Annotated in this window: 23 protein-coding genes; 2 read left to right on the top strand and 21 right to left on the bottom strand. The window is 41.0% G+C overall.

Features of this window, described 5'->3' with window-relative positions:
- Positions 1-36 precede the first annotated feature (36 nt).
- From recN to spoIIIAA, 19 genes are all read right to left on the bottom strand, one after another.
- On the bottom strand, positions 37-1,728 hold the full coding sequence (gene recN / locus RBQ60_RS09910; protein WP_307883524.1) for a DNA repair protein RecN: 1,692 nt from the start codon (positions 1,726-1,728) through the stop codon (positions 37-39).
- A gap of 22 nt (positions 1,729-1,750) precedes the next feature.
- Positions 1,751-2,206 (bottom strand): arginine repressor, encoded by a 456-nt coding sequence (argR, locus tag RBQ60_RS09915; protein WP_307883525.1) that lies wholly within the window; start codon positions 2,204-2,206, stop codon positions 1,751-1,753.
- A gap of 33 nt (positions 2,207-2,239) precedes the next feature.
- Positions 2,240-3,091, bottom strand: a complete 852-nt coding sequence (locus RBQ60_RS09920; protein ID WP_307883526.1) for an NAD(+)/NADH kinase — start codon at positions 3,089-3,091, stop codon at positions 2,240-2,242.
- An 18-nt stretch (positions 3,092-3,109) separates the two neighbouring features.
- Positions 3,110-3,919, bottom strand: a complete 810-nt coding sequence (locus RBQ60_RS09925; protein WP_307883527.1) for a TlyA family RNA methyltransferase — start codon at positions 3,917-3,919, stop codon at positions 3,110-3,112.
- Positions 3,909-5,792, bottom strand: coding sequence for a 1-deoxy-D-xylulose-5-phosphate synthase (gene dxs, locus RBQ60_RS09930; protein WP_307883528.1), 1,884 nt, complete (start codon positions 5,790-5,792; stop codon positions 3,909-3,911). The genes RBQ60_RS09925 and dxs overlap by 11 nt, the downstream gene beginning before the upstream one ends.
- A gap of 23 nt (positions 5,793-5,815) precedes the next feature.
- Positions 5,816-6,244, bottom strand: coding sequence for a divergent PAP2 family protein (locus tag RBQ60_RS09935; RefSeq protein WP_307883529.1), 429 nt, complete (start codon positions 6,242-6,244; stop codon positions 5,816-5,818).
- A gap of 33 nt (positions 6,245-6,277) precedes the next feature.
- A complete protein-coding gene (locus RBQ60_RS09940) occupies positions 6,278-7,165 on the bottom strand; it encodes a polyprenyl synthetase family protein (protein WP_307883530.1) in 888 nt (295 codons plus the stop codon).
- Entirely contained in the window at positions 7,162-7,401 is a 240-nt protein-coding gene (gene xseB / locus RBQ60_RS09945; RefSeq protein ID WP_307883531.1) for an exodeoxyribonuclease VII small subunit, read from the bottom strand. Before xseB ends, RBQ60_RS09940 begins: the two co-directional genes overlap by 4 nt.
- The gene (xseA, locus tag RBQ60_RS09950) at positions 7,376-8,611 is read right to left on the bottom strand and encodes an exodeoxyribonuclease VII large subunit (RefSeq protein ID WP_307883532.1); all 1,236 of its coding nucleotides are present in this window, start codon (positions 8,609-8,611) and stop codon (positions 7,376-7,378) included. Before xseA ends, xseB begins: the two co-directional genes overlap by 26 nt.
- A 244-nt stretch (positions 8,612-8,855) precedes the next feature.
- Positions 8,856-9,260 (bottom strand): transcription antitermination factor NusB, encoded by a 405-nt coding sequence (nusB, locus tag RBQ60_RS09955; RefSeq protein WP_307883533.1) that lies wholly within the window; start codon positions 9,258-9,260, stop codon positions 8,856-8,858.
- Positions 9,261-9,338: 78 nt separating this feature from the next.
- Positions 9,339-9,704, bottom strand: a complete 366-nt coding sequence (locus tag RBQ60_RS09960; protein WP_307883534.1) for an Asp23/Gls24 family envelope stress response protein — start codon at positions 9,702-9,704, stop codon at positions 9,339-9,341.
- A 469-nt stretch (positions 9,705-10,173) separates the two neighbouring features.
- Complete coding sequence (locus RBQ60_RS09965) at positions 10,174-10,809, bottom strand: SpoIIIAH-like family protein (RefSeq protein WP_307883535.1); 636 nt, start codon at positions 10,807-10,809, stop codon at positions 10,174-10,176.
- A 12-nt stretch (positions 10,810-10,821) separates the two neighbouring features.
- Positions 10,822-11,379 (bottom strand): hypothetical protein, encoded by a 558-nt coding sequence (locus tag RBQ60_RS09970; protein ID WP_307883536.1) that lies wholly within the window; start codon positions 11,377-11,379, stop codon positions 10,822-10,824.
- A 20-nt stretch (positions 11,380-11,399) separates the two neighbouring features.
- Positions 11,400-11,903, bottom strand: coding sequence for a stage III sporulation protein AF (locus RBQ60_RS09975; protein WP_307883537.1), 504 nt, complete (start codon positions 11,901-11,903; stop codon positions 11,400-11,402).
- Positions 11,904-11,917: 14 nt separating this feature from the next.
- A complete protein-coding gene (locus RBQ60_RS09980) occupies positions 11,918-13,027 on the bottom strand; it encodes a stage III sporulation protein AE (RefSeq protein ID WP_307883538.1) in 1,110 nt (369 codons plus the stop codon).
- 13 nt (positions 13,028-13,040) lie between these two features.
- Positions 13,041-13,424 (bottom strand): stage III sporulation protein AD, encoded by a 384-nt coding sequence (gene spoIIIAD / locus RBQ60_RS09985; RefSeq protein WP_307883539.1) that lies wholly within the window; start codon positions 13,422-13,424, stop codon positions 13,041-13,043.
- Between the two features lie 12 nt (positions 13,425-13,436).
- The gene (spoIIIAC, locus tag RBQ60_RS09990) at positions 13,437-13,631 is read right to left on the bottom strand and encodes a stage III sporulation protein AC (protein ID WP_307883540.1); all 195 of its coding nucleotides are present in this window, start codon (positions 13,629-13,631) and stop codon (positions 13,437-13,439) included.
- 21 nt (positions 13,632-13,652) lie between these two features.
- Complete coding sequence (locus RBQ60_RS09995; protein WP_307883541.1) at positions 13,653-14,174, bottom strand: stage III sporulation protein AB; 522 nt, start codon at positions 14,172-14,174, stop codon at positions 13,653-13,655.
- A complete protein-coding gene (spoIIIAA, locus tag RBQ60_RS10000; protein ID WP_307883542.1) occupies positions 14,171-15,139 on the bottom strand; it encodes a stage III sporulation protein AA in 969 nt (322 codons plus the stop codon). The genes RBQ60_RS09995 and spoIIIAA overlap by 4 nt, the downstream gene beginning before the upstream one ends.
- Positions 15,140-15,231: 92 nt before the next feature.
- Between spoIIIAA and RBQ60_RS10005 the strand changes: the two genes are divergently transcribed.
- Both RBQ60_RS10005 and RBQ60_RS10010 read left to right on the top strand, forming a co-directional pair.
- Entirely contained in the window at positions 15,232-15,972 is a 741-nt protein-coding gene (locus tag RBQ60_RS10005) for a LytR/AlgR family response regulator transcription factor (RefSeq protein ID WP_307883543.1), read from the top strand.
- 32 nt (positions 15,973-16,004) lie between these two features.
- On the top strand, positions 16,005-16,619 hold the full coding sequence (locus RBQ60_RS10010; protein ID WP_307883544.1) for an SGNH/GDSL hydrolase family protein: 615 nt from the start codon (positions 16,005-16,007) through the stop codon (positions 16,617-16,619).
- A gap of 226 nt (positions 16,620-16,845) precedes the next feature.
- On the opposite strand, the gene RBQ60_RS10015 is transcribed toward RBQ60_RS10010, so the two are convergent.
- Positions 16,846-17,397, bottom strand: coding sequence for an N-acetylmuramoyl-L-alanine amidase family protein (locus tag RBQ60_RS10015; protein ID WP_307883545.1), 552 nt, complete (start codon positions 17,395-17,397; stop codon positions 16,846-16,848).
- Between the two features lie 69 nt (positions 17,398-17,466).
- The gene (locus RBQ60_RS10020) at positions 17,467-18,570 is read right to left on the bottom strand and encodes an iron-containing alcohol dehydrogenase family protein (RefSeq protein ID WP_307883546.1); all 1,104 of its coding nucleotides are present in this window, start codon (positions 18,568-18,570) and stop codon (positions 17,467-17,469) included.
- Positions 18,571-18,582: the final 12 nt, after the last annotated feature.

Genomic DNA, 18,582 nt, shown 5'->3' on the forward strand with positions numbered 1-18,582 from the left:
TCGCATAGGCGGATATGTCGCTTTTTCATTTTCTTTTTATTTTTGTAAAGTCTTCTTCCCCGCCCGCAGTTCTCTAGCAGCAGTTAATGTAGCACTGGTAATTGTGGCACTCCCCATTAATCTAGCAACCTCAGCTACAGCATCGTCCTCGTTCAAACCTTTCACCGAAGTAATGGTCTGATGGCCTATGGTTTCTTTCTCAATTAGGAAATGCTTGTCCGCCATGGCAGCAATTTGGGGCAAGTGGGTAATGCAAAGTATTTGGCGTTTTTCTCCAATAACGCTCATCTTTTGTCCTACTTTAGCCGCAGTTCTGCCGCTGACACCTGTATCAATCTCATCAAAGATGAATGTCTCTATTTCATCCGCATCAACCAAAACTGCCTTTAACGCCAGCATAACACGGCTCATTTCGCCCCCTGAAGCAATTTTAGCTAGGGGTTTTAAATCTTCCCCAGCGTTGGCAGAAATCAAGAACTCCACTTTATCCTTGCCCATGTTATTCCATTCATCCCGAGGGGTCACTTGTATGTAAAACTTAGCATTTTTCATCTCCATGTCCTTTAGGGACTCTTCAATTTGCTTGGCAACTCTTGATGCCGCTTCTTCACGCAGAGCCGTCAATTCCTCTGCCGCAGTTTCAAGCACATGCTGTTCCTTTTCTCTTAGGGCAGTTAATTTCTCAACTCGTTCTTGGCTATTGGAGAAGAAATCAATCTCTTTGACAATTTCATCATAAAAACGTAAAACTGCCTCAACACTACCGCCATACTTTCGTTTCATTTTATATATTATCTGAAGACGTTCCTCTACTCTTTCTAATTCATCGGGATCATCTTCCAAGTTTTGGGCATATCTTTTCACTTCCCTTGAGATATCCTCCAGCCTTGCATAGATGTCTTCTAGGTCATTATAATAGCCTTCTAGCGTTGAATCTAAACTAGAGCACTCTTTTATGTTTGAAACCGCACTGCTTAGGTTATCGCAAGCAGAAGGCACATCATCCGTACCATCGTATAAAAGGCTTGCACTTTCTAGGGTCAAACGAATCAAACGCTCCATATGCATGAGGCGCTTCTTCTTTTCAATCAGTTCGTCTTCTTCTTCAACAGATAGCGAAGCATTTTCAATTTCGTCTTTTTGGAAATTTAAAATATCCAGACGTTGTTCTCTCTGGGCTTCATTCCCCATTAATTCTTCCAGCTGCTTGTCTATTTCTTTTCTTTTTTCGAAGCTCTTGGTATAGGCCTCTTTCACCTCATCAAATCTACCACCACAAAAGCGATCCAATAAACGAATATGCTTAGATGGGCTTAAAAGGGATTGGTGCTCATGCTGTCCATAAATATCAATTAAATCTGTAGCTAATTCTCTCAACATCGTTACCGTCACGATACTACCATTGATACGGCAAACGGATTTCCCCCCGTCATTCAGAGTACGGGTGATTAATACAGTTCCATCTTCCTCAGGTTCAATTCCGCTTTCCTCTAATTTCGTTGAAAACCCACGGTCTTTTACAGAAAAAAGAGCCTCGACCAATGCCTTTTTTTGATCCTTTCGCAAGAAGTCTTTGCCCATTCTTCCGCCTAAAGCAAACTGAAGTGAGTCAATGAGCATAGACTTACCTGCACCCGTTTCTCCTGTTAAAATATTTAAGCCTGAGCCAAAAGCAACCTGACACTCCTCGATCAACGCCACGTTTTTAATATGAAGATTTTCCAGCATAGCCATTCCCCCCTATCGGCACTTATGCACTATGGATAATGCGATACAACTTTTCAATGATTACGGCTGCTTGATTGTGGGTACGTACCACGCAGAAAACCGTATCATCCCCTGCAATGGTGCCTAAAATTTCTGTATTTTGCATATTATCCAAGGCAACGCCCACTGCCATTCCCATGCCTTCCAATGTCTTAACGACAATAATATTTTGTGCATAGTCCATCTTCACCACTGCTTCTTTGAATACACGAGTCAATCTTTCTGTAATTTCCGTATCATTACCAGTGATAATAGCATATTTCTGTCGCCCTTTTTCCGTAGCAATCTTTGTTAATTTCATTTCTCGAATGTCTCTGGAAACTGTAGCCTGGGTAACCATAAACCCTTCATCGCACAGTCTTTGAGCTAACTCATCCTGAGTTTCAATATCAAAGTTTTCAATTAATTCAAGAATTTTTGCATGTCTGGCAATCTTCATCGCCCACGCCTCCCTTTTCTTCTGCCATATATTTTATCTTGATAATTTATGACGCAAAACGTCGTAAAAGTTCTGCGAATTTGTTTTAATGATGGTTGTATATACCTTTGCTCGACGAATTTGTACAACTTTTTTTCCTGTTAAACTCCAGCTTTCCTGCCCATCCGCACTAATGGTAAATGCGGTATCCTCTCTTGGATTGACTTCCACCGTTATCACATCATCAGCAGAAACTACAATGGGACGGCTGCCTAAGGTATGGGCCGCAATGGGCGTAATTGCAATAATCTCTGCGTCCGCCTTTAAAACAGGCCCCCCTGCAGATAAGTTATATGCTGTGGATCCTGTTGGCGTACAGATAATAACACCATCTGCTCGTAGTGTGTCTACGTATTCATCGTTAACAAATACGTTGAATTCCAAAATTTTATACAATAAACCACGGGTAATGCAAATATCATTTAAAGCAGTAATCCCATTGATTCGCCCATCCTCCAATGCGATGGACGTTTGAAGCATCATACGTTTTTCTTTTTTGTATTGCCCCATTAAAACTCGATCAATGGCATACTCTGCTCTGTTTTTTTCCTCTGCTGTTAGAAAGCCCAAAGTGCCTAGGTTCACCCCTAGAATGGGTGTATTATACTGGCAAGCCTTTCTGCCAACGCCCAACAGCGTTCCATCGCCACCAAGGGAGATAATAAAATCCGAATGTTCAAATATTTCAGCCTCTTTTCTGGCATACATTTCAAGGCCTGTTAACTGGGCAACTTTTTCCGATAGCTGTGGGATACAACCTTTATCTAATAAGTGTCGTACCAAACGCTTGGTTACCGCTAAGTCTTTATCCTTTTCAATATTGGGAATCAATCCGATTTTTTGCATATACTACCTCTTTTCCCATCATAGTACTTCATGGGATTTCCCCACAACCTCATCCACAAGGAGTGTTACCTCCTCTTTGGTCATTCCTTCGTATTTTTTATCTAAATATATCAAATACTCAATATTTCCTTCTGGCCCCTTAATTGGGGAAAAGCTAAGGCCTAAAACACCAAGACCTTGTTCAAATGCATAGTCCACAATTTTTTCTATTACTTCCTTATGCACCCCTATGTCTTTTACAACACCTTTTTTACCAACCTTTTCTCGGCCTGCCTCGAATTGGGGCTTAATTAAGCATACCACTTGACCGGCTCCGCCCAAAACCCCTAAAACAGCAGGCAATACCTTGGTAAGGGAAATAAAAGAAACGTCAATGGATGCAAAATCCCCCTCATCGGGTACTTGTTCATGGGTTACATAACGCACATTGGTTTTTTCCAAACACACAACTCGCTCATCGGTACGCAATTTCCAAGCGAACTGGCCATATCCAACATCAATGGCATAGACTTTTACAGCACCATTTTGTAACATACAATCGGTAAATCCACCTGTGGAGGCTCCGATATCCAAGCAGATTTTCCCTTCCAAAGAAATTCCAAATTCGTCGATGGCTTTTTCCAGTTTGTATCCACCACGGCTTACATACTTCATTTGCGAGCCCTTTACCTCAATTTCAGCTGTAACGGGAAACTTTGTGCCAGCTTTATCTTCTTTCATACCGTCAACGTATACATTTCCTGCCATAATATATGCTTTTGCCAGTTCCCTAGATGTCGCTAGGTTTTTTTCCACCAGTAAGACATCCAGTCTTTCTTTATCTGCCATAGTTATCTCCTATTTTTTCTTTCACCGTTTTGTATATACCCTCTCCATCTAAACCATAACGGGCAAAAAGTTGACTCTGGGAGCCTTGCTCTATAAATTTATCAGGGAAAGCTAAGTTGGAAACCGCAACCTGGTATCCTCCATCACTATAAAACTCCAAAACCTTGGATCCAAAACCACCTTTGCGAAGGTTATCCTCCACAGTGAAAATCCTATCACACTTTGAAGCAATTTCGATTAAAAGTTCCTTATCTAACGGAGAAATAAACCGCATATTCACCAGCATTGGCGTGAATCCATCTTCCTTCAACCATTCCACAGCCTCACTCACAGCCTGAAGCATATGTCCTTCCGCCAAAATCGCAATGCCAGTACCTTCTTCAATCACTTCCGCCTTTCCATATTGAATCGGCGCTTTTTCATCTTGAAAGCCTGTATTTGCCGTCCCCCTAGGATAGCGTACGGCAACAGGCCCCTTACATTCATTTACCGCATATTCCAGCATTTCTTCCAGTTCCCAAGCATTTTTAGGTGATAGCACCGTCATGTTTGGAATATGGGTTAAAAAGGACAGGTCAAAGACACCTTGATGTGTCTCTCCGTCTGCACCAACAATCCCCGCTCGGTCAATGGCAAAAACCACATGAAGGTTTTCCATACAAACGTCATGAATCACTTGGTCATAGGCCCTTTGTAAAAAGGATGAGTATACTGCAAACACGGGCACCATGCCTTGGCTTGCTAAGCCTGCGGCAAAGGTAGTACCATGCTGCTCGGCAATGGCCACGTCTATAAAACGTTCAGGGAAGGTGGCGTGAAAATCCTCAAACCCCGTTCCACTACACATAGCAGCGGTAATGCCCACCACATTGGGATTCTTATGCCCCAATTCCACCATTTTTTTGCCAAAAACTGTAGACCAGCTAGGATCACTGCTTTTTCCGATACTTTTACCTGTTTTGATATCAAAGGGACCAACTCCATGAAATGGCCCCGGATTTTTCTCCGCAGGCACATATCCTTTTCCCTTCACAGTTTTCACATGAATTAAAATTGGCTCCTTTGTATCCTTTACGTTCTGGAATAACTCCAGCATTTCCTCTATATTATGACCATCCACAGGGCCGAAATATTTTAATCCGAATTCCTCGAAAACAGCACCCTCCAAAAATAACAACTTTGCGCTGTCTCTCACCTTTTCTAAAACCCGATAAGTTACTTTCCCAAGAACGGGTACCTTATCTCTAAAATCCTTAAAGTTATTCTTAAGGTTTCGGTAGGGATCGCTGGTACGAAGGCTATTCAGGTGTTTACTGATTGCACCTACGTTATGGTCAATGGACATTTGATTATCATTTAAAATAATAATCAAATTGGTTTTATCCCGTCCCGCATTATTCAAAGCCTCATAGGCAAGACCACCTGTCATAGAGCCATCGCCGATGACTGCGATTACATTGTCCTTTTTCCCTTGCAAGTCTCTGGCTTTTGCAATTCCCAATGCTGCAGAAATAGAGGTAGAGCTATGTCCCGCCGCAAAGGCATCTGCATTACTTTCTTCTGGCTTTGGAAAACCACTTAGTCCATCCAATTGTCGTAACGTCGTAAAGCCTTCTTTTCTACCTGTTAGTATTTTATGGATATAGGCCTGATGCCCCACATCCCATACAATTTTATCCTGGGGAAGATTGAAGATATATTCTAATGCCACCGTTAACTCCACTACCCCTAAATTTGAGGCTAGATGGCCACCAGTTTTGGAAACATGTTGCAATAAGAACCGTCTTAGTTCCCTACAAAGAAGCTCCAACTCTTCTTTCTTCAATTTTTTAATATCTCCAGTGGTCTGGATTTTGTCTAATAATCCCCCCACAATTTCACCTGCTCTCTTCAATCTTATACCCAGAGACCCACTACGATCCCTAAGATGCCTCCTACGAAAACCTCTAGAGGCGTATGCCCTAAGAGCTCCTTCACTTTTTCCATATCTGGCAATTGATGTTTCACAATCAGCATATTTAAAATTTCTGCTTGCTTTCCTGCCGCTCTTCGAATCCCCGCGGCATCATACATAACAACAAAGGAAAAAATCAGAGCAACAGCAAATAAGGGTGAAGCAAAACCATTATATTTCCCTACGCTAAAAGTAATGGCCATAACCAATGCGGAATGGGAGCTGGGCATGCCTCCTGTCCCCACAATTCTGGTAGCATCAAAGCGTCTCTCAATAAACAGTGTTAAAACTATCTTTGTTCCTTGCGCAATGGCCCATGATATCATTGCCGCCCACAAGGGTACATTGGATGTAATTTCCTGAAATCCCATACTACCATCTTCCTTCTGTTGTTGGTCAAATATTTAATAGGTACGTTTCGTTAAATATTTTGTTAAATCATTTAAGAACGCACAACCTTCTCCTTGTTCATCCCAAATGGCAACTGCTTCATCGGAAAGTTTGCAAGCAATCTCTCTGGACTTTTCAATGCCATAAAGGGTCACATAAGTGGTCTTTTCATTTTTTTCATCACTATGAATGGGCTTCCCCAATTCTTCCATGGTACTTGTCACATCTAAAATATCATCTAAAATCTGAAAGGCCACGCCGATCTTCTCTCCTGCTAATGCAAACTTTTCAACGACTTCTTTCGTCGCGCCGCCTAAAATAGCCCCTGCTTTCAAAGAGGCACGAATCATGGCCGCAGTTTTATTCAAATGAATAAAATCAAGGGTTTTAGCCTCTAAAGGCTTCCCTTCGAAAAATACATCCACCACCTGACCAACAAGCATACCGTGAATCCCTGCTCCATGGGCTATGGCTTGCATTGCCCCCACTGTTTTGTAACAAGGGTTTAAACAGCAAGCATCCGCCATCACTTCCATGGCATTGTGCAGCAAGCCATCCCCTGCAAGAATCCCCATATCCTCGCCAAAAACTTTGTGATTTGTCAATCGTCCTCTACGATAATCATCGTTATCCATGGCGGGCAAATCATCATGAATTAAGGAATAGGTATGGATCATCTCCATGGCACAAGCAAAAGGCACAGCCTCCTTCTTGTCACCGCCAACTGCCTCACAAGCCGCCAAAACCATCATAGGGCGTAGGCGTTTTCCACCAGCCAAAAGGCTATATCTCATGGCATCAAAAATCACGGGAGGAAACTCCCCTTGTTTTGGAATATAATTTTCTAAACTCAATTCTATATACTGAATCCATCGATTCATTTGTTCTTTGAAATCCATCATAACTCCTGCTCCTCTGTTTGAAAAGATTCTTCCTGCCACAAGCCCGCTTCTTTACGCAATAGGAGGATATCTCCCTCGGCCACAGCCAGTTTTTCTTTGCAAAATGCAGAAAGAGCCAACCCTTCTTTGTAAAAAGCCACTGCTTCATCCAAGGAAACTTCTTCTTGTTCTAATGTCTCAACAATTTCCTCCAGCCGCTCCATGGACTGTTCAAATGTCAACTTCTTCTTTGCCACGGGCCATCACCGCCTTTTCTAATACCTTTGCTTTTACTTGACCATCCTGAAGTCTCAAATGAACGACTTCACCTATGTCAACTTGATTGACAGAAACAATCGCCTTTCCATCATCCTTTGATGCCAAGACATAACCCCGCTTCATGACCGCCAAGGGGGAAGAAGCGTGTAACCTTGCCTCAGCAACGCCAATTTTTTGGCCAAAACGAAGTAACTTTTGGTCTATGGCTTTTGCCATGTCTAAATCTATACTTTCTAAAAGTAACTGGGTATTGCGAATGCCCTCCAAAGGGCGTTTCAATACAGGACGTTCTTTTATATACATCAGCCTACGCTGAGAATCCTCCAAAACCGCCAAAACATTTCGCAACAAACGAATCTCAAGTTGGTCTATCTTTTCATTTTTTTGCATCAAAGGCTGGGTAGCCAGCTCTGCCGCCGCTGATGGCGTAGGTGCCCGTAAATCGGAAACAAAATCTGCTATAGTAAAATCCGTTTCGTGGCCAACCGCAGAAATTACCGGAATTTCCGAGGCAAAAATAGCCCTAGCAACCTTTTCTTCGTTAAAAGCCCACAAATCTTCAATGGAGCCACCACCGCGACCAAGGATAATTACATCGGCCTTTCCCCAATCATTGACAAGCTTTAAGGCTTGAACAATATCGTCGGCAGCCTTTTCTCCTTGCACCAACGCAGGAAAAATGGCAATCCTAACCCTTGGGTCTCTACGCTTTGCAATTTGAATAATATCTCTCACCGCTGCCCCAGTGGGAGATGTTATAACGGCAATGGTTTCTATATGAGAGGGCAGTTCTCTTTTAAAATCTTCATCAAAAAGCCCTTCTTCTTCCAACTTTCCCTTTAGTTGCTCAAAAGCAAGTTGCAAAGAGCCTAACCCAACAGGTTCCATCATCTCGGCATAAAGTTGGTACTGGCCAGTTTTTTCATATAAAGAAACATGCCCATATAAAATAACACTCATACCATTTTCAGGCACAAAGGGTAGACGGTATGCTTCTTGCTTGAACATAACGCAAGAAATTGCCCCAGATGCATCTTTTAAGCTAAAATAAAGATGCCCCCCTGAATGGGCTTTAAAATTTGATATTTCGCCTTTCACCAAAAGGCTGCTTAGTATAAAATCGTTTTCCATGAGGTTTTTAATATACCTGTTTATTTGACCCACAGAAAAAACCTTTGGTTCAATCATATATTCGCTCCTTTTGACGGTACTAATTGCCATTAATAAGAATTATAACCTTATCATGTAATAACCTTAGGAATTGAATTGGCTATCTTTACTTTGCGGTTAATATTAGCCAAGGCACTAGAAATTCCCAACATTTTATACAGACTTGGTTCTATCTTCCAAAAGGCAACTGCTATGAAACTACCATTACTACACAAAAACACCCATGACTAGGGGCAAGTGGAACCCAAAAACTATTCCACCATTAAACTGCCGCTACTTTACCCAAAATACCATTGATAAAACCAGGAGCCTCGTCGGAACTAAACTTTTTCGCCAATTCCACGGCTTCGTTGATGGCCACACCCACAGGGGTATCTTGACTAAAGCGAAGTTCATAAACGGCCAGACGAAGAATGGCTAAATCAACCTTAGACATTCGTCCTACATGCCAACCTTTGGCATACTCGCCAATGATGCCATCAATTTCTTCCAAATGACTTCTCGTTCCTTCCACTTCACTTATTATGAAGTCTTTATCTTCTTCTTCAACAGGTTCTTCCTTTTCTGCAAAGAAAATCTCCTTCACCTGTTCATATTCTTCTGCCTTATTGAAATCCATCTGGAACAGCAGGAAAAACGCATTTTTTCTGGCACTTCTTCGGCTCATAATTTAAAAACCCTCCGCAAAAATTAAAAGGACAAATACCACCCCTAAATTTGGAGTGGTATCCCGACGACTAACTGTTTATAGTTCTTCTTCGATCTTAACAGCTTTTTCTTTCACAATACCTGAAACACTAACATTTACAACTGGCACACTGAGCCCTGTCATGGTTTCAACCGCAGTCTTAACTTTCTTTTGAACCGCTTCGGCTACCACTTGAACTTTTGTACCAAAGTTTACGATTATATCCATATCAAGAACAACTTCGTTCTCGTCCTTCGCTACCTTAACACATCTTGTTTGACCTTTTTTACCGAAAAGTTCTACTAACACTTTAGAAGCATTGCCAGAAACACCTTCTACCTCAAGGGCAGCAGTCACTGCAATGACACCAATCACTTCATCAGCAATCTCAATTTGGCCACCTAATACTTTATTTTCAGACATTTTCATTTACCTCCTGTCGTTCTTTATACATGGTTCTATACACTCATAGAAAATTCATACACAATAAGCATTGGTTGGCTCTCATTATATCAGAAAAATTAATGGGATGCAAATAAATATGCACTCTTTAATCATACATAATTAAACAAAATTAAGCGGCCTCCATCAGAAAACATAACCCTCCAACAGCGGTTTCACAGCCACCCTTTTGTCAAGTCCCCAAAGAAGAGACTTCTTAGTGGGATACCTGCATTTTCGTAACTGCAAAACCGTTTTTTTGGTTGATCAATGCCCTCTGTTTTGACCGCTTAACCTCAACATATTTTTTGCAATTTTTAGGAATATATACCTAAAAAATTAGTAAATATTGATTGAAATTCTAAAATTAAAATATATTACTTATTTAACAAAAGTGTATTATACACATATTTAAGTATAATATTACAATAATCTTAAATTAATAAATATGTCATTTCTTCAAAGGATTAATCCTGATTTGTTCAGCTTTACAGCCAGTTTTCCGCTTTACGATGTCTTCAATTTGAGCAACTTCTGCATCTGTCAGGGAATCTTTATCTACAACAACATCAACGGTTTCATCGTCGATTCGTACATAGGCTTCTTTGAATCCCTTTGCCTCTATCATGGCTTCTGCCGCCGTTTCTTTTTCAATTCGATCTTGTAATTGTAACATGCTATCGCCACATTTATCTTTCTGGTCTTGACTTACATTTTCGTTATTCATCATTTCAGTTAAGATATCTTTTTGTTTTGCTCTTGCCTGTTCCCTGTCCAGCTTTGCCTCTGCAAAAAATTGAGAACCTTCCTGAATGGCCTCAGCACTTACAAATACTGCGGCACCATCGCCGGTAGTATCGGAAATCTCAGCGGTAATGGGATCTAAAGCAATTTCATCAGCAGAAACATCATCAGGTAAAGTTGCATAGTCTGCCACAACGGCAGCCGCATCCCCTTCTTCCGTAAGTTGCAACGCTGTTTGCGTTCCCTCCGATGTCTTGCTTTCCTGAAAATTTAAGTACCCCGCTGCTGCAATCATAACCGCCAGCGCTGTAACAACTACCTGATTTCTTTTAATGACAAACATCTTTTTTCCCCCTTATTTCATTTTTAATATAGCAATTTTATGTGCCGGCACATCTAAAAGTGCCTGAGCTGCACTATTTAAAGCTTTGCACACCACGGCATTATCACCGCCTTGTGCCACAATTACTACCCCTTCTACCAGGGGAGAATTTTCTGTCAAAACCAGCGGAGACGTATTCCCCTTCCCATCCTCTGTCATGACTACAGCGGTTTCCTTGCGAAAATTCTCACTGGTTTTCCCATTCTCCTGAGAACGGGTTTCTTCCGTTTTTTCTTCGTGTGCCACTACGCTTTCAGTGGTTGCACTGAAGGTCAGCATGACATCTACTTGCCCTGCTCCTTGAATTTTGGAAAGGATTTCTGCCATACGTTGTTCCATTTCCCGCTCACTTTGATTATGTACTTGGATTGTCTGTTCCTTATGACTAACCTCTACCACTTTTTCCTCCGTAGGAAAAAGTGACTTTCCCAAAACCAAAAGAAGCACACCAATTAACAATGCCAACACTATGTTATTGCTCGCCTTTTTATTTTCCGGCCGAAACAAATCACGCCAAAAGTCTTTTTGCATCTTATGTCACCCTTCTTTCGTCATTTTTCCACTGCCACTGCATCTTCAGGCAGTCCATATCTTTTGGCCGCATAAGCCTGTATTTTCTCCGCATTTTCATCGCTACAACCGATTGTAATGCTTTCGATCATGCCGTAATCTTCATCCTGGATATCTTGACAAAAAGTTATATTTACCCATTCTATTTCACTATATTTTTTTGCCAAATCCTCTTTGACTCTATCCTCCAGCACTTGACCATATGCCGCCGTCACCCGCTGCTGTTCTATTCCTTCATACTCCTCTGCCGATAGGAAAACTTTTTCCAGCCGAACTTGATTTTGAAGCAAACCAAGCTCCAAATGGCCTTCATCTGTACCGAAAAGTCGTAAGAATGGATTTAAAACGGCAGTTAATACCAATACGCCTAAAACCAACTCAACATACTTACGAAAGGAGCCTTCAGGCATCAGCATACAAGCTAATGCGGAAAAAATGGTCAAAGCTGTTATAGTTTTTATATATGCACTTAAAGCCTCCATCATTCCAATTCTCCTTTCTATAACCCACCTAAAAGTAATAAGGCGGAAAAAAGAAACATGCCTTCTACCAGAAAAACCACACCTAAAAGTAATGCAGTATAATCCCCTGCAGCACTGATACAATCAACCAGCCGCTCCTCGCAAATAAACTCCGCCGCCGCCGCCGTAATTTTAAAAACCAATAGAATTACAGTCAGCTTTACTAAAAGCGGTATACATAATAACAATAGAAAAATGGCTGCCGCCGCTAATGTTCCGCTTTTTAAGGTTCCCGCTACTGCTGCCGCCGTTTCCACCGCTCCCCCCATCACATCCCCTACAATGGGGACGGAACCAACGGCGATTTTTGCTGTTTTCGCCGCAAGGCCGTTAAGTGCACCGCCACCAATCTTTTGTAGTGACAACAAAAGCATAAAAAGTATGGCTGCTCCCTTTAAAGTCCAGCTAATGCCTTGGCGAAACAGCTGGGCAAAACGGGATAATATAGGTTTCTCCGAAATATGGTCCACCATTTCAAGGGCCACCGCCAAAAGAATTGCCGGAACAATTAAATCTCGTATACCAAAGGATAATACCGTAGACCCCCCCATAATGGTTGGCCCCATTAAAGCCGTCTGGGTAAAATTACCCCCTGAAACGGAAAGTATCAAAAATACAGGAAGCATACCCAGAAATACTTTACAAGCCTGGTCAACCCTTTCAACAACCACAGAGGAAATACTATAAAACGAAGTGATGATAACCACGATCAAAACCATATAGCATACGTAAAAACCCATCTCCCCCACTGATTTCCCATGAAAAGAGCCGCTAAGCTGTTTTAATACAGCACTAAGTACAACAACTAAAAGCAACTGCGTAAGTAAACGACTTTGGGTCTTAAATTCTCCAAAAGCCAGTTCCCCAATGGTTTGGGGTAAATCTTCAAAAGAAAAAGAAAACTCTCCTGATACAATTTCTCGCACTAATGAGGAAAAACTTGTCCCGTCATCAAGACGTACGTCCACCTCCTCCAATCCCAAAGAGTCTAGTTGACTTTCCAACAAATCTCCTGCAGATTCTTCTGCATATACAGGAGAGGGCATTAGTACAAAAAATAAAACAAATGTAATAAGAAGCTTTTTCATTCTCCCCCCTCCTCTATACCAAATTCATAACCATTTCCAGTAGTGCCGTTAAAACTGGTGCAGAAGACGCCATAATTAGAATTTTCCCCGCCAACTCAACTTTGGCGGCAATGGCCCCTTCGCCGGCATCAGCACAAAGCTGTGCGCCGAATTGTGCCAAATAAGCAATACCAATAATTTTTAATACAATTCCAAAGTATCCACTGCCTACCCCCGCTTTTTCTGCGGCATCCCGTAGGAGGGAAATCAAACCACTTAAAGGTGTACAAACCGTAAAAAAGATTAGTATTCCAACGACAACGGAAACCAGAATGCTCATTTGGGGATTTTCCTTCTTTAGCATAACTGCAAAAATTGTGCCCACCAGTCCCAGAGCAATGATTCGCCCCATTTCCATGGCTTGACCCCCTTATAATTGAAACAGTGTCTGTACCGTTTCAAAAAGTGTACTAATATACTGAATAACCCAGAACAAAACAACGACTAGCCCTGCCAACGTAGTCATCATGGCTTGTTCTTCCCTGCCTGCTCGAATCAAAACCTGATTCAGAACAGCGACTAAAATGCCAACTGCCGCAATGCGAAATACTATATTAATATCCATAACCTACTCCTCCCCCTATGCTCAAAGCAGTGTAATTACGATTAAAAGTCCGCCGAGAACGCCCATACTACAATACAAACGACCATTTTTCTCCAGACGTTTTTTGATTCTTTCTTCCCTTTCTCGCAAATTGTACAAAAACAAATCCATACTGCCTTCCTGCTGTTCCTTTTCCAAAAAACCTAAGGTTCGACCGAAGGCAATTAACTCATCTAAATCAACAGCCGTTAAATAGGTTTTTTTGCCCATCTCCATCCATACGCTTTCCCAGATTTCCTCTGCAGTATTCCCTTGCCTTTCTTCCATCCTTGCAGCAATTTCCTGAAAAGCCAGCCCAATTGCACCCTCAGTTTTCCAGCTGATTTGGTCCAATAATTGTGCCAAAGGCGTTCCCAGATAGGAAATTTGATTTTTCATTAATAGGATACCCCGCTCTATTTCTTCCAGCTCTTTTAAACGATATTTTTCTCTCGCCCCTAAAGCATACCCAATCAAGGTTGTTGTAGAAACGATCAAAAATGCACCTATTGCCTGAAACATCATGGTTTCACCCCTCTTTCGTATTGTTTTATTCCTTTTGCATCCCAAATTTCTTCTACTGTTCCTGTTCCACATTTTTTTGAAAGAAACAGGATTCTTCCCTTTTCCATCTCCCCTATCATTTTTTTCATTTTTATATTTTTTAAAAGCCCATTCATATCATTTCCATGAACTGTTGAAATAAGCGTTACGCCAGCATGGAGCAATTCCTCAACCCCATAAAAATCTGCCTCCTTCCCAAGTTCATCCACTGCAATGACATCAGGCGTCATACTTCGGAGTAAAAAACGCATGCCCTCTGCCTTAGGGCAATTCTCCTGTACATCGGTGCAAGGGCCAACATCCATTTGAGGGACACCGTCCTTCATCGCCGCAATCTCTCCACGCTCATCAACCACCCCAACGTTGTAACTTTCTTTGCAATGAAGACCGTAACTTAAACAGCGAATAATATCACGCAGCAGCGTTGTTTTGCCACAACCAGGTGGTGATACAATCAACGTATGACAGAGGCTGTTATTCTCAAACAAATAGGGTAGCCACTGCTCACCACAGCCTATAATCTCCCCAGCAATTCTTATGTTTAAACTACTGACTTGTCGTAGCGTCTTTACTTTCCCATGTTCCAACACAGCCCTGCCGCAAAACCCAACACGATGACCTCCCGAAACAGTTAGGTAGCCCTGCTTCAATTCTTCCTCAAAGGCATATAGGGAGTACCCCCCAAGCCTTTCCACTGCTTCTTTAATCTGTCTATTGGTAACAATCCAATTTTCATAGCCATCAGCTATGAAATATTTGTTTTTATTTGTTTTCACAAACAAGGGCTTTAAAGCACGAAGGCGTATCTCCTGTATCTGTTCCTCCTTCAAAAAATTTTCTTCTTTTAGACGCTTTCCAACATCAACAGGGAGTAACTTCCAAATTTCTTCTAACTTCTGCAAGGTTGCACCAACTTTCTTTTCCATATTTTACAATTTTTTGTATAGTTCCTCTTTTATTTGTTCATGCATTGTGATATACTTAACTAAAATTCAAATTAATTTTGAGAGGTGCCAAAATGTTTTCGATTTTGCTAGGATTTTTTGACACAACTACACAGGATTTTTTAGAAGATTTCTGTAAAAAGTGTCATCAAATCAACGTCTACAGTGCTAGTACAAAAGAAGAATGGTTCGCTCTTTTTGAACAACAAGAATTTGACTGTTTCTTTTTTAGGTTTGAGGAAGACCTAATGAATGTGCGTAATGTTATTTATAGCTTAAGAAGCGATGAACAACACCAACACACCCCAATAATTCTTTTTTCAACTAAAATTGAATTTCTTATTACTGCCTTTGTTCATTGGCGTTCTTGTGAGTGTTTTCTATTGCCCTTTGACAATGAAAAGAAAGAAGCCTTAAGTAGTCTGTTACATTATTATGTAGGCATGTACCAAAAAATGCATTTAGCTCAACGCAAGTTTTTTCAGGTTAATACCCCAAAAGGACTATACAATCTACCATATAACGATATTCTATATGTAGAAAGCGCCATGAAAAAATCCATCGTGCATCTTAAAAGTGATGCAATTCATGTGCCGTACCCCTTATATCAGGTAAGGAAATTAATCCCCGAAAAGAACTTTGTGCAAACCCACCGCTCTTTTATTGTGAACTTGGATAATATCTCCTATGTGGATAAATCAAAAGAACCATGGGGTATATTTTTCTTTGGCTCCGATAAAGAGGCTTTTGTGAGCAGAAGTCATAAAAAAACACTACCACCCTTCTTTCAAGGAACAGATGACGAAAACCAGTAAAACTAACCTTTAATGAAATGGAGTAATACATAATGGATCCTTTTACAATTGTTGCTTTTGGAGACAGTCTTACCTATGGTTACGGCGTCTTAGATCACATTGCTTTTCCTGCCTGCTTAAAAAAAGATTTTCCTAAGTGGCGCATTATGAACAAAGGTGTGAACGGCGATACCACCAGAGAGGCTCTGGAACGTTTGGAACGTGATGTACTAATATTCAAACCCCAAATTGTGACTATTTTCTTTGGTTCAAACGATTGTTCATTAGTTGAGGGCTATTACCGCCCTTTGATAGAATATGAAAAAAATCTTCGTTCCATTACTGAACTTGTACTTTCTTTTCAGCATGGTAAAGATTTTAATCATGGGACAACCTTACCTGTCTTCATAACGCCACCCCCTGTGGTGGATACAGACTTTTTTCCCTTTACCACCTCAGACCGTGTGGAGCTTTACGCAGAGTCAGTAAAAAAGATTGCGGCGGAGTTTGATTGCCCCGTAATTGACTTCTTCTCCGCTCTATGGGCAAAAAAAGAAGAAGCCTTTGAAGACTTCTTCCAATTTGACGGTATTCACTTAAGTAATACGGGATATGCTTTGCTATACCCAATGATTCGTGAGAAAATTGCCAGCTTGACAAAAAAGTGAATTTCTAATTCAATGGAAAAATAAAGAACCGACATGTAGCAGTGCCGGTTCTTTTCCTATGTCAAAAATTAGTTTCAACTTTTCCCTGAACTTTGTTTTTGTTTTAAGAAAGGCAAACTTTATTACCAAAAGTAATTTCCGCTTCCTTATTTCAAACCAGATAATTTTCAACACGACTCTTTATGTCTGTTTCTTATCCATTTCTCTATTGCCATAACCCAATACGTCAATCCTCCTCTGGTTCACCCAAGGGAATTGCGAAATACTCTGTCAAAGAGCGGGACAGCTCTTTGGCAATGGATCGAATATTATCTTTAATCCACTGGGCATCTTCTTCATTATCGTTATACCCCAGCTCTACTAAAACAGCCGGCAATCTTGTGCGTGTTAATTCTTTTAAGGTAGCCGTAGGGGTATTCTTCACTTTTTCAGAGTTCGGATAAATTCTTTTTAGATTTTTAGCTATAATTTCAGCCAATTCTCTTCCGTAAGGATTATTAACAAAATAATAAACCTCTGCTCCTTGTATATGGCCCGCCATAGAAGGCGGTGCTGTACTTGTATGGATTGAAAAATAAACGTCGTAGTCTCCTCTATTCACGTCATTTATAACCTCTGATAATGTCATTCCCGGTTCATTTCTTGAAAATTCAATTTCCGATGCAAGTAAATAAGGGTCCATGGCATCGGCAACCAAATTGACATACTCTTCCTCCGTTCCACCATTTATAAAAAGATTATAATTCTGCAAAGACGGGCTAATATATACTCTGGGCATAAAATCCCCCTCCGCTTTTTTTCTATTAGCTTATGAAAGAAGAGAGGAACTGGAAATTGTCCTTTTCATCTAGGACAAAAGACTTTTTTCATATACTTTGAAAATATCCTCTTTTTTAACTGCATAGGGGAATGTCGCTAATTTTTGAGGGCTTTCCATGGTACGATCCGTATAATAAGAAATTTCTTCAACGGTAAATGTTTCTGAAATATTTAAAACCTCATTCAAAAATTCACCCATCTCTTCCGTGTTGTTCATATCCAAACAATGTAACAGCTGGGCAACCTTTTGGTCCTCCTTTGGAAATAATTCCAAATAGGCCCGGGTCACCATACCATTTGCTCTACCATGGGGGATGTCCTTTTCATATGTCAGGAAATACCCAAGGCAATGTGGAATAGAGGTTCCACTTTGTGCAATTGCCACACCGGCAAATGCAGATGCAAGCATAAGCTTATCCCTTACTTCTTCTGTGTAAGCTCTTAATTTTAAAGCAGGCATGCAATCTTTGAACAAAGACAGACCCATTTCAACGATTTTATCACTCATATAATTAGCGTTTACCGACAAATAACTTTCAATCAAATGGCTCAACGCATCCACAGCTGTATTATTTGTAATTTCCGCTGAAAGACCATCCATATATTTCGGATCAAGGAAGGAAACTTTAGCAAAAACCTTTTGCACAATTGATCTTTTCGTACGTTTTTCATGAATTGTGATAATGGAATATTGGGTTACTTCAGAACCCGTTCCCGCAGTAGTAGGAATTTCTACAACGGCCATAGCCTTTGCCTTTGGCTCAGTAAATAATATATCACTGCTTTTTTCAGGGTTGGCAGCCAAAACAGCAATGGCCTTTGCCGCATCCATGGGGGAACCACCGCCAATTCCAATCATAAAATCAGCTTTTTGGGAAACAGCCATTTTTGCCGCTCTTTCCACTGTTTCCACATCAGGATTTTCTCCCACCTCATCAAACAAAACCCAGGGTATATTTAAAGCATCTAAGGCTTCCGTTACATCCTTTTGAACCCCATTCTTTTTTGCAGAGTTACGCCCTGTAACCAACATTGCCTTGCTTCCCAGTGATGAAAACACCTCTTTGTTGGCTAAAATACATCCGCGGCCAAAAAAAGTGTCGGTAGGCATGAAAAATTTAAACTTGTCCATAGTTACCCTCCT

Origin of the sequence: Anaerotignum sp. MB30-C6 (genome assembly GCF_030908465.1) — a bacterium.
Classification (GTDB): Bacteria; Bacillota; Clostridia; order Lachnospirales; family Anaerotignaceae; genus Chakrabartyella.

Coding starts and splice junctions, on each gene's coding strand:
- RBQ60_RS09970 (WP_307883536.1), bottom strand. CDS start 11,379: ATGCAAAAAGACTTTTGGCGTGATTTGTTTCGGCCGGAAAATAAAAAG.
- RBQ60_RS10015 (WP_307883545.1), bottom strand. CDS start 17,397: ATGCCCAGAGTATATATTAGCCCGTCTTTGCAGAATTATAATCTTTTT.
- argR (WP_307883525.1), bottom strand. CDS start 2,206: ATGAAGATTGCCAGACATGCAAAAATTCTTGAATTAATTGAAAACTTT.
- xseA (WP_307883532.1), bottom strand. CDS start 8,611: ATGATTGAACCAAAGGTTTTTTCTGTGGGTCAAATAAACAGGTATATT.
- RBQ60_RS09995 (WP_307883541.1), bottom strand. CDS start 14,174: ATGATGTTTCAGGCAATAGGTGCATTTTTGATCGTTTCTACAACAACC.
- spoIIIAC (WP_307883540.1), bottom strand. CDS start 13,631: ATGGATATTAATATAGTATTTCGCATTGCGGCAGTTGGCATTTTAGTC.
- RBQ60_RS09960 (WP_307883534.1), bottom strand. CDS start 9,704: ATGTCTGAAAATAAAGTATTAGGTGGCCAAATTGAGATTGCTGATGAA.
- RBQ60_RS10020 (WP_307883546.1), bottom strand. CDS start 18,570: ATGGACAAGTTTAAATTTTTCATGCCTACCGACACTTTTTTTGGCCGC.
- RBQ60_RS09920 (WP_307883526.1), bottom strand. CDS start 3,091: ATGCAAAAAATCGGATTGATTCCCAATATTGAAAAGGATAAAGACTTA.
- RBQ60_RS09980 (WP_307883538.1), bottom strand. CDS start 13,027: ATGAAAAAGCTTCTTATTACATTTGTTTTATTTTTTGTACTAATGCCC.
- RBQ60_RS09935 (WP_307883529.1), bottom strand. CDS start 6,244: ATGGGATTTCAGGAAATTACATCCAATGTACCCTTGTGGGCGGCAATG.
- nusB (WP_307883533.1), bottom strand. CDS start 9,260: ATGAGCCGAAGAAGTGCCAGAAAAAATGCGTTTTTCCTGCTGTTCCAG.
- RBQ60_RS09975 (WP_307883537.1), bottom strand. CDS start 11,903: ATGATGGAGGCTTTAAGTGCATATATAAAAACTATAACAGCTTTGACC.
- RBQ60_RS09965 (WP_307883535.1), bottom strand. CDS start 10,809: ATGTTTGTCATTAAAAGAAATCAGGTAGTTGTTACAGCGCTGGCGGTT.
- spoIIIAA (WP_307883542.1), bottom strand. CDS start 15,139: ATGGAAAAGAAAGTTGGTGCAACCTTGCAGAAGTTAGAAGAAATTTGG.
- recN (WP_307883524.1), bottom strand. CDS start 1,728: ATGCTGGAAAATCTTCATATTAAAAACGTGGCGTTGATCGAGGAGTGT.
- RBQ60_RS10005 (WP_307883543.1), top strand. CDS start 15,232: ATGTTTTCGATTTTGCTAGGATTTTTTGACACAACTACACAGGATTTT.
- RBQ60_RS09925 (WP_307883527.1), bottom strand. CDS start 3,919: ATGGCAGATAAAGAAAGACTGGATGTCTTACTGGTGGAAAAAAACCTA.
- RBQ60_RS09940 (WP_307883530.1), bottom strand. CDS start 7,165: ATGATGGATTTCAAAGAACAAATGAATCGATGGATTCAGTATATAGAA.
- RBQ60_RS10010 (WP_307883544.1), top strand. CDS start 16,005: ATGGATCCTTTTACAATTGTTGCTTTTGGAGACAGTCTTACCTATGGT.
- spoIIIAD (WP_307883539.1), bottom strand. CDS start 13,424: ATGGAAATGGGGCGAATCATTGCTCTGGGACTGGTGGGCACAATTTTT.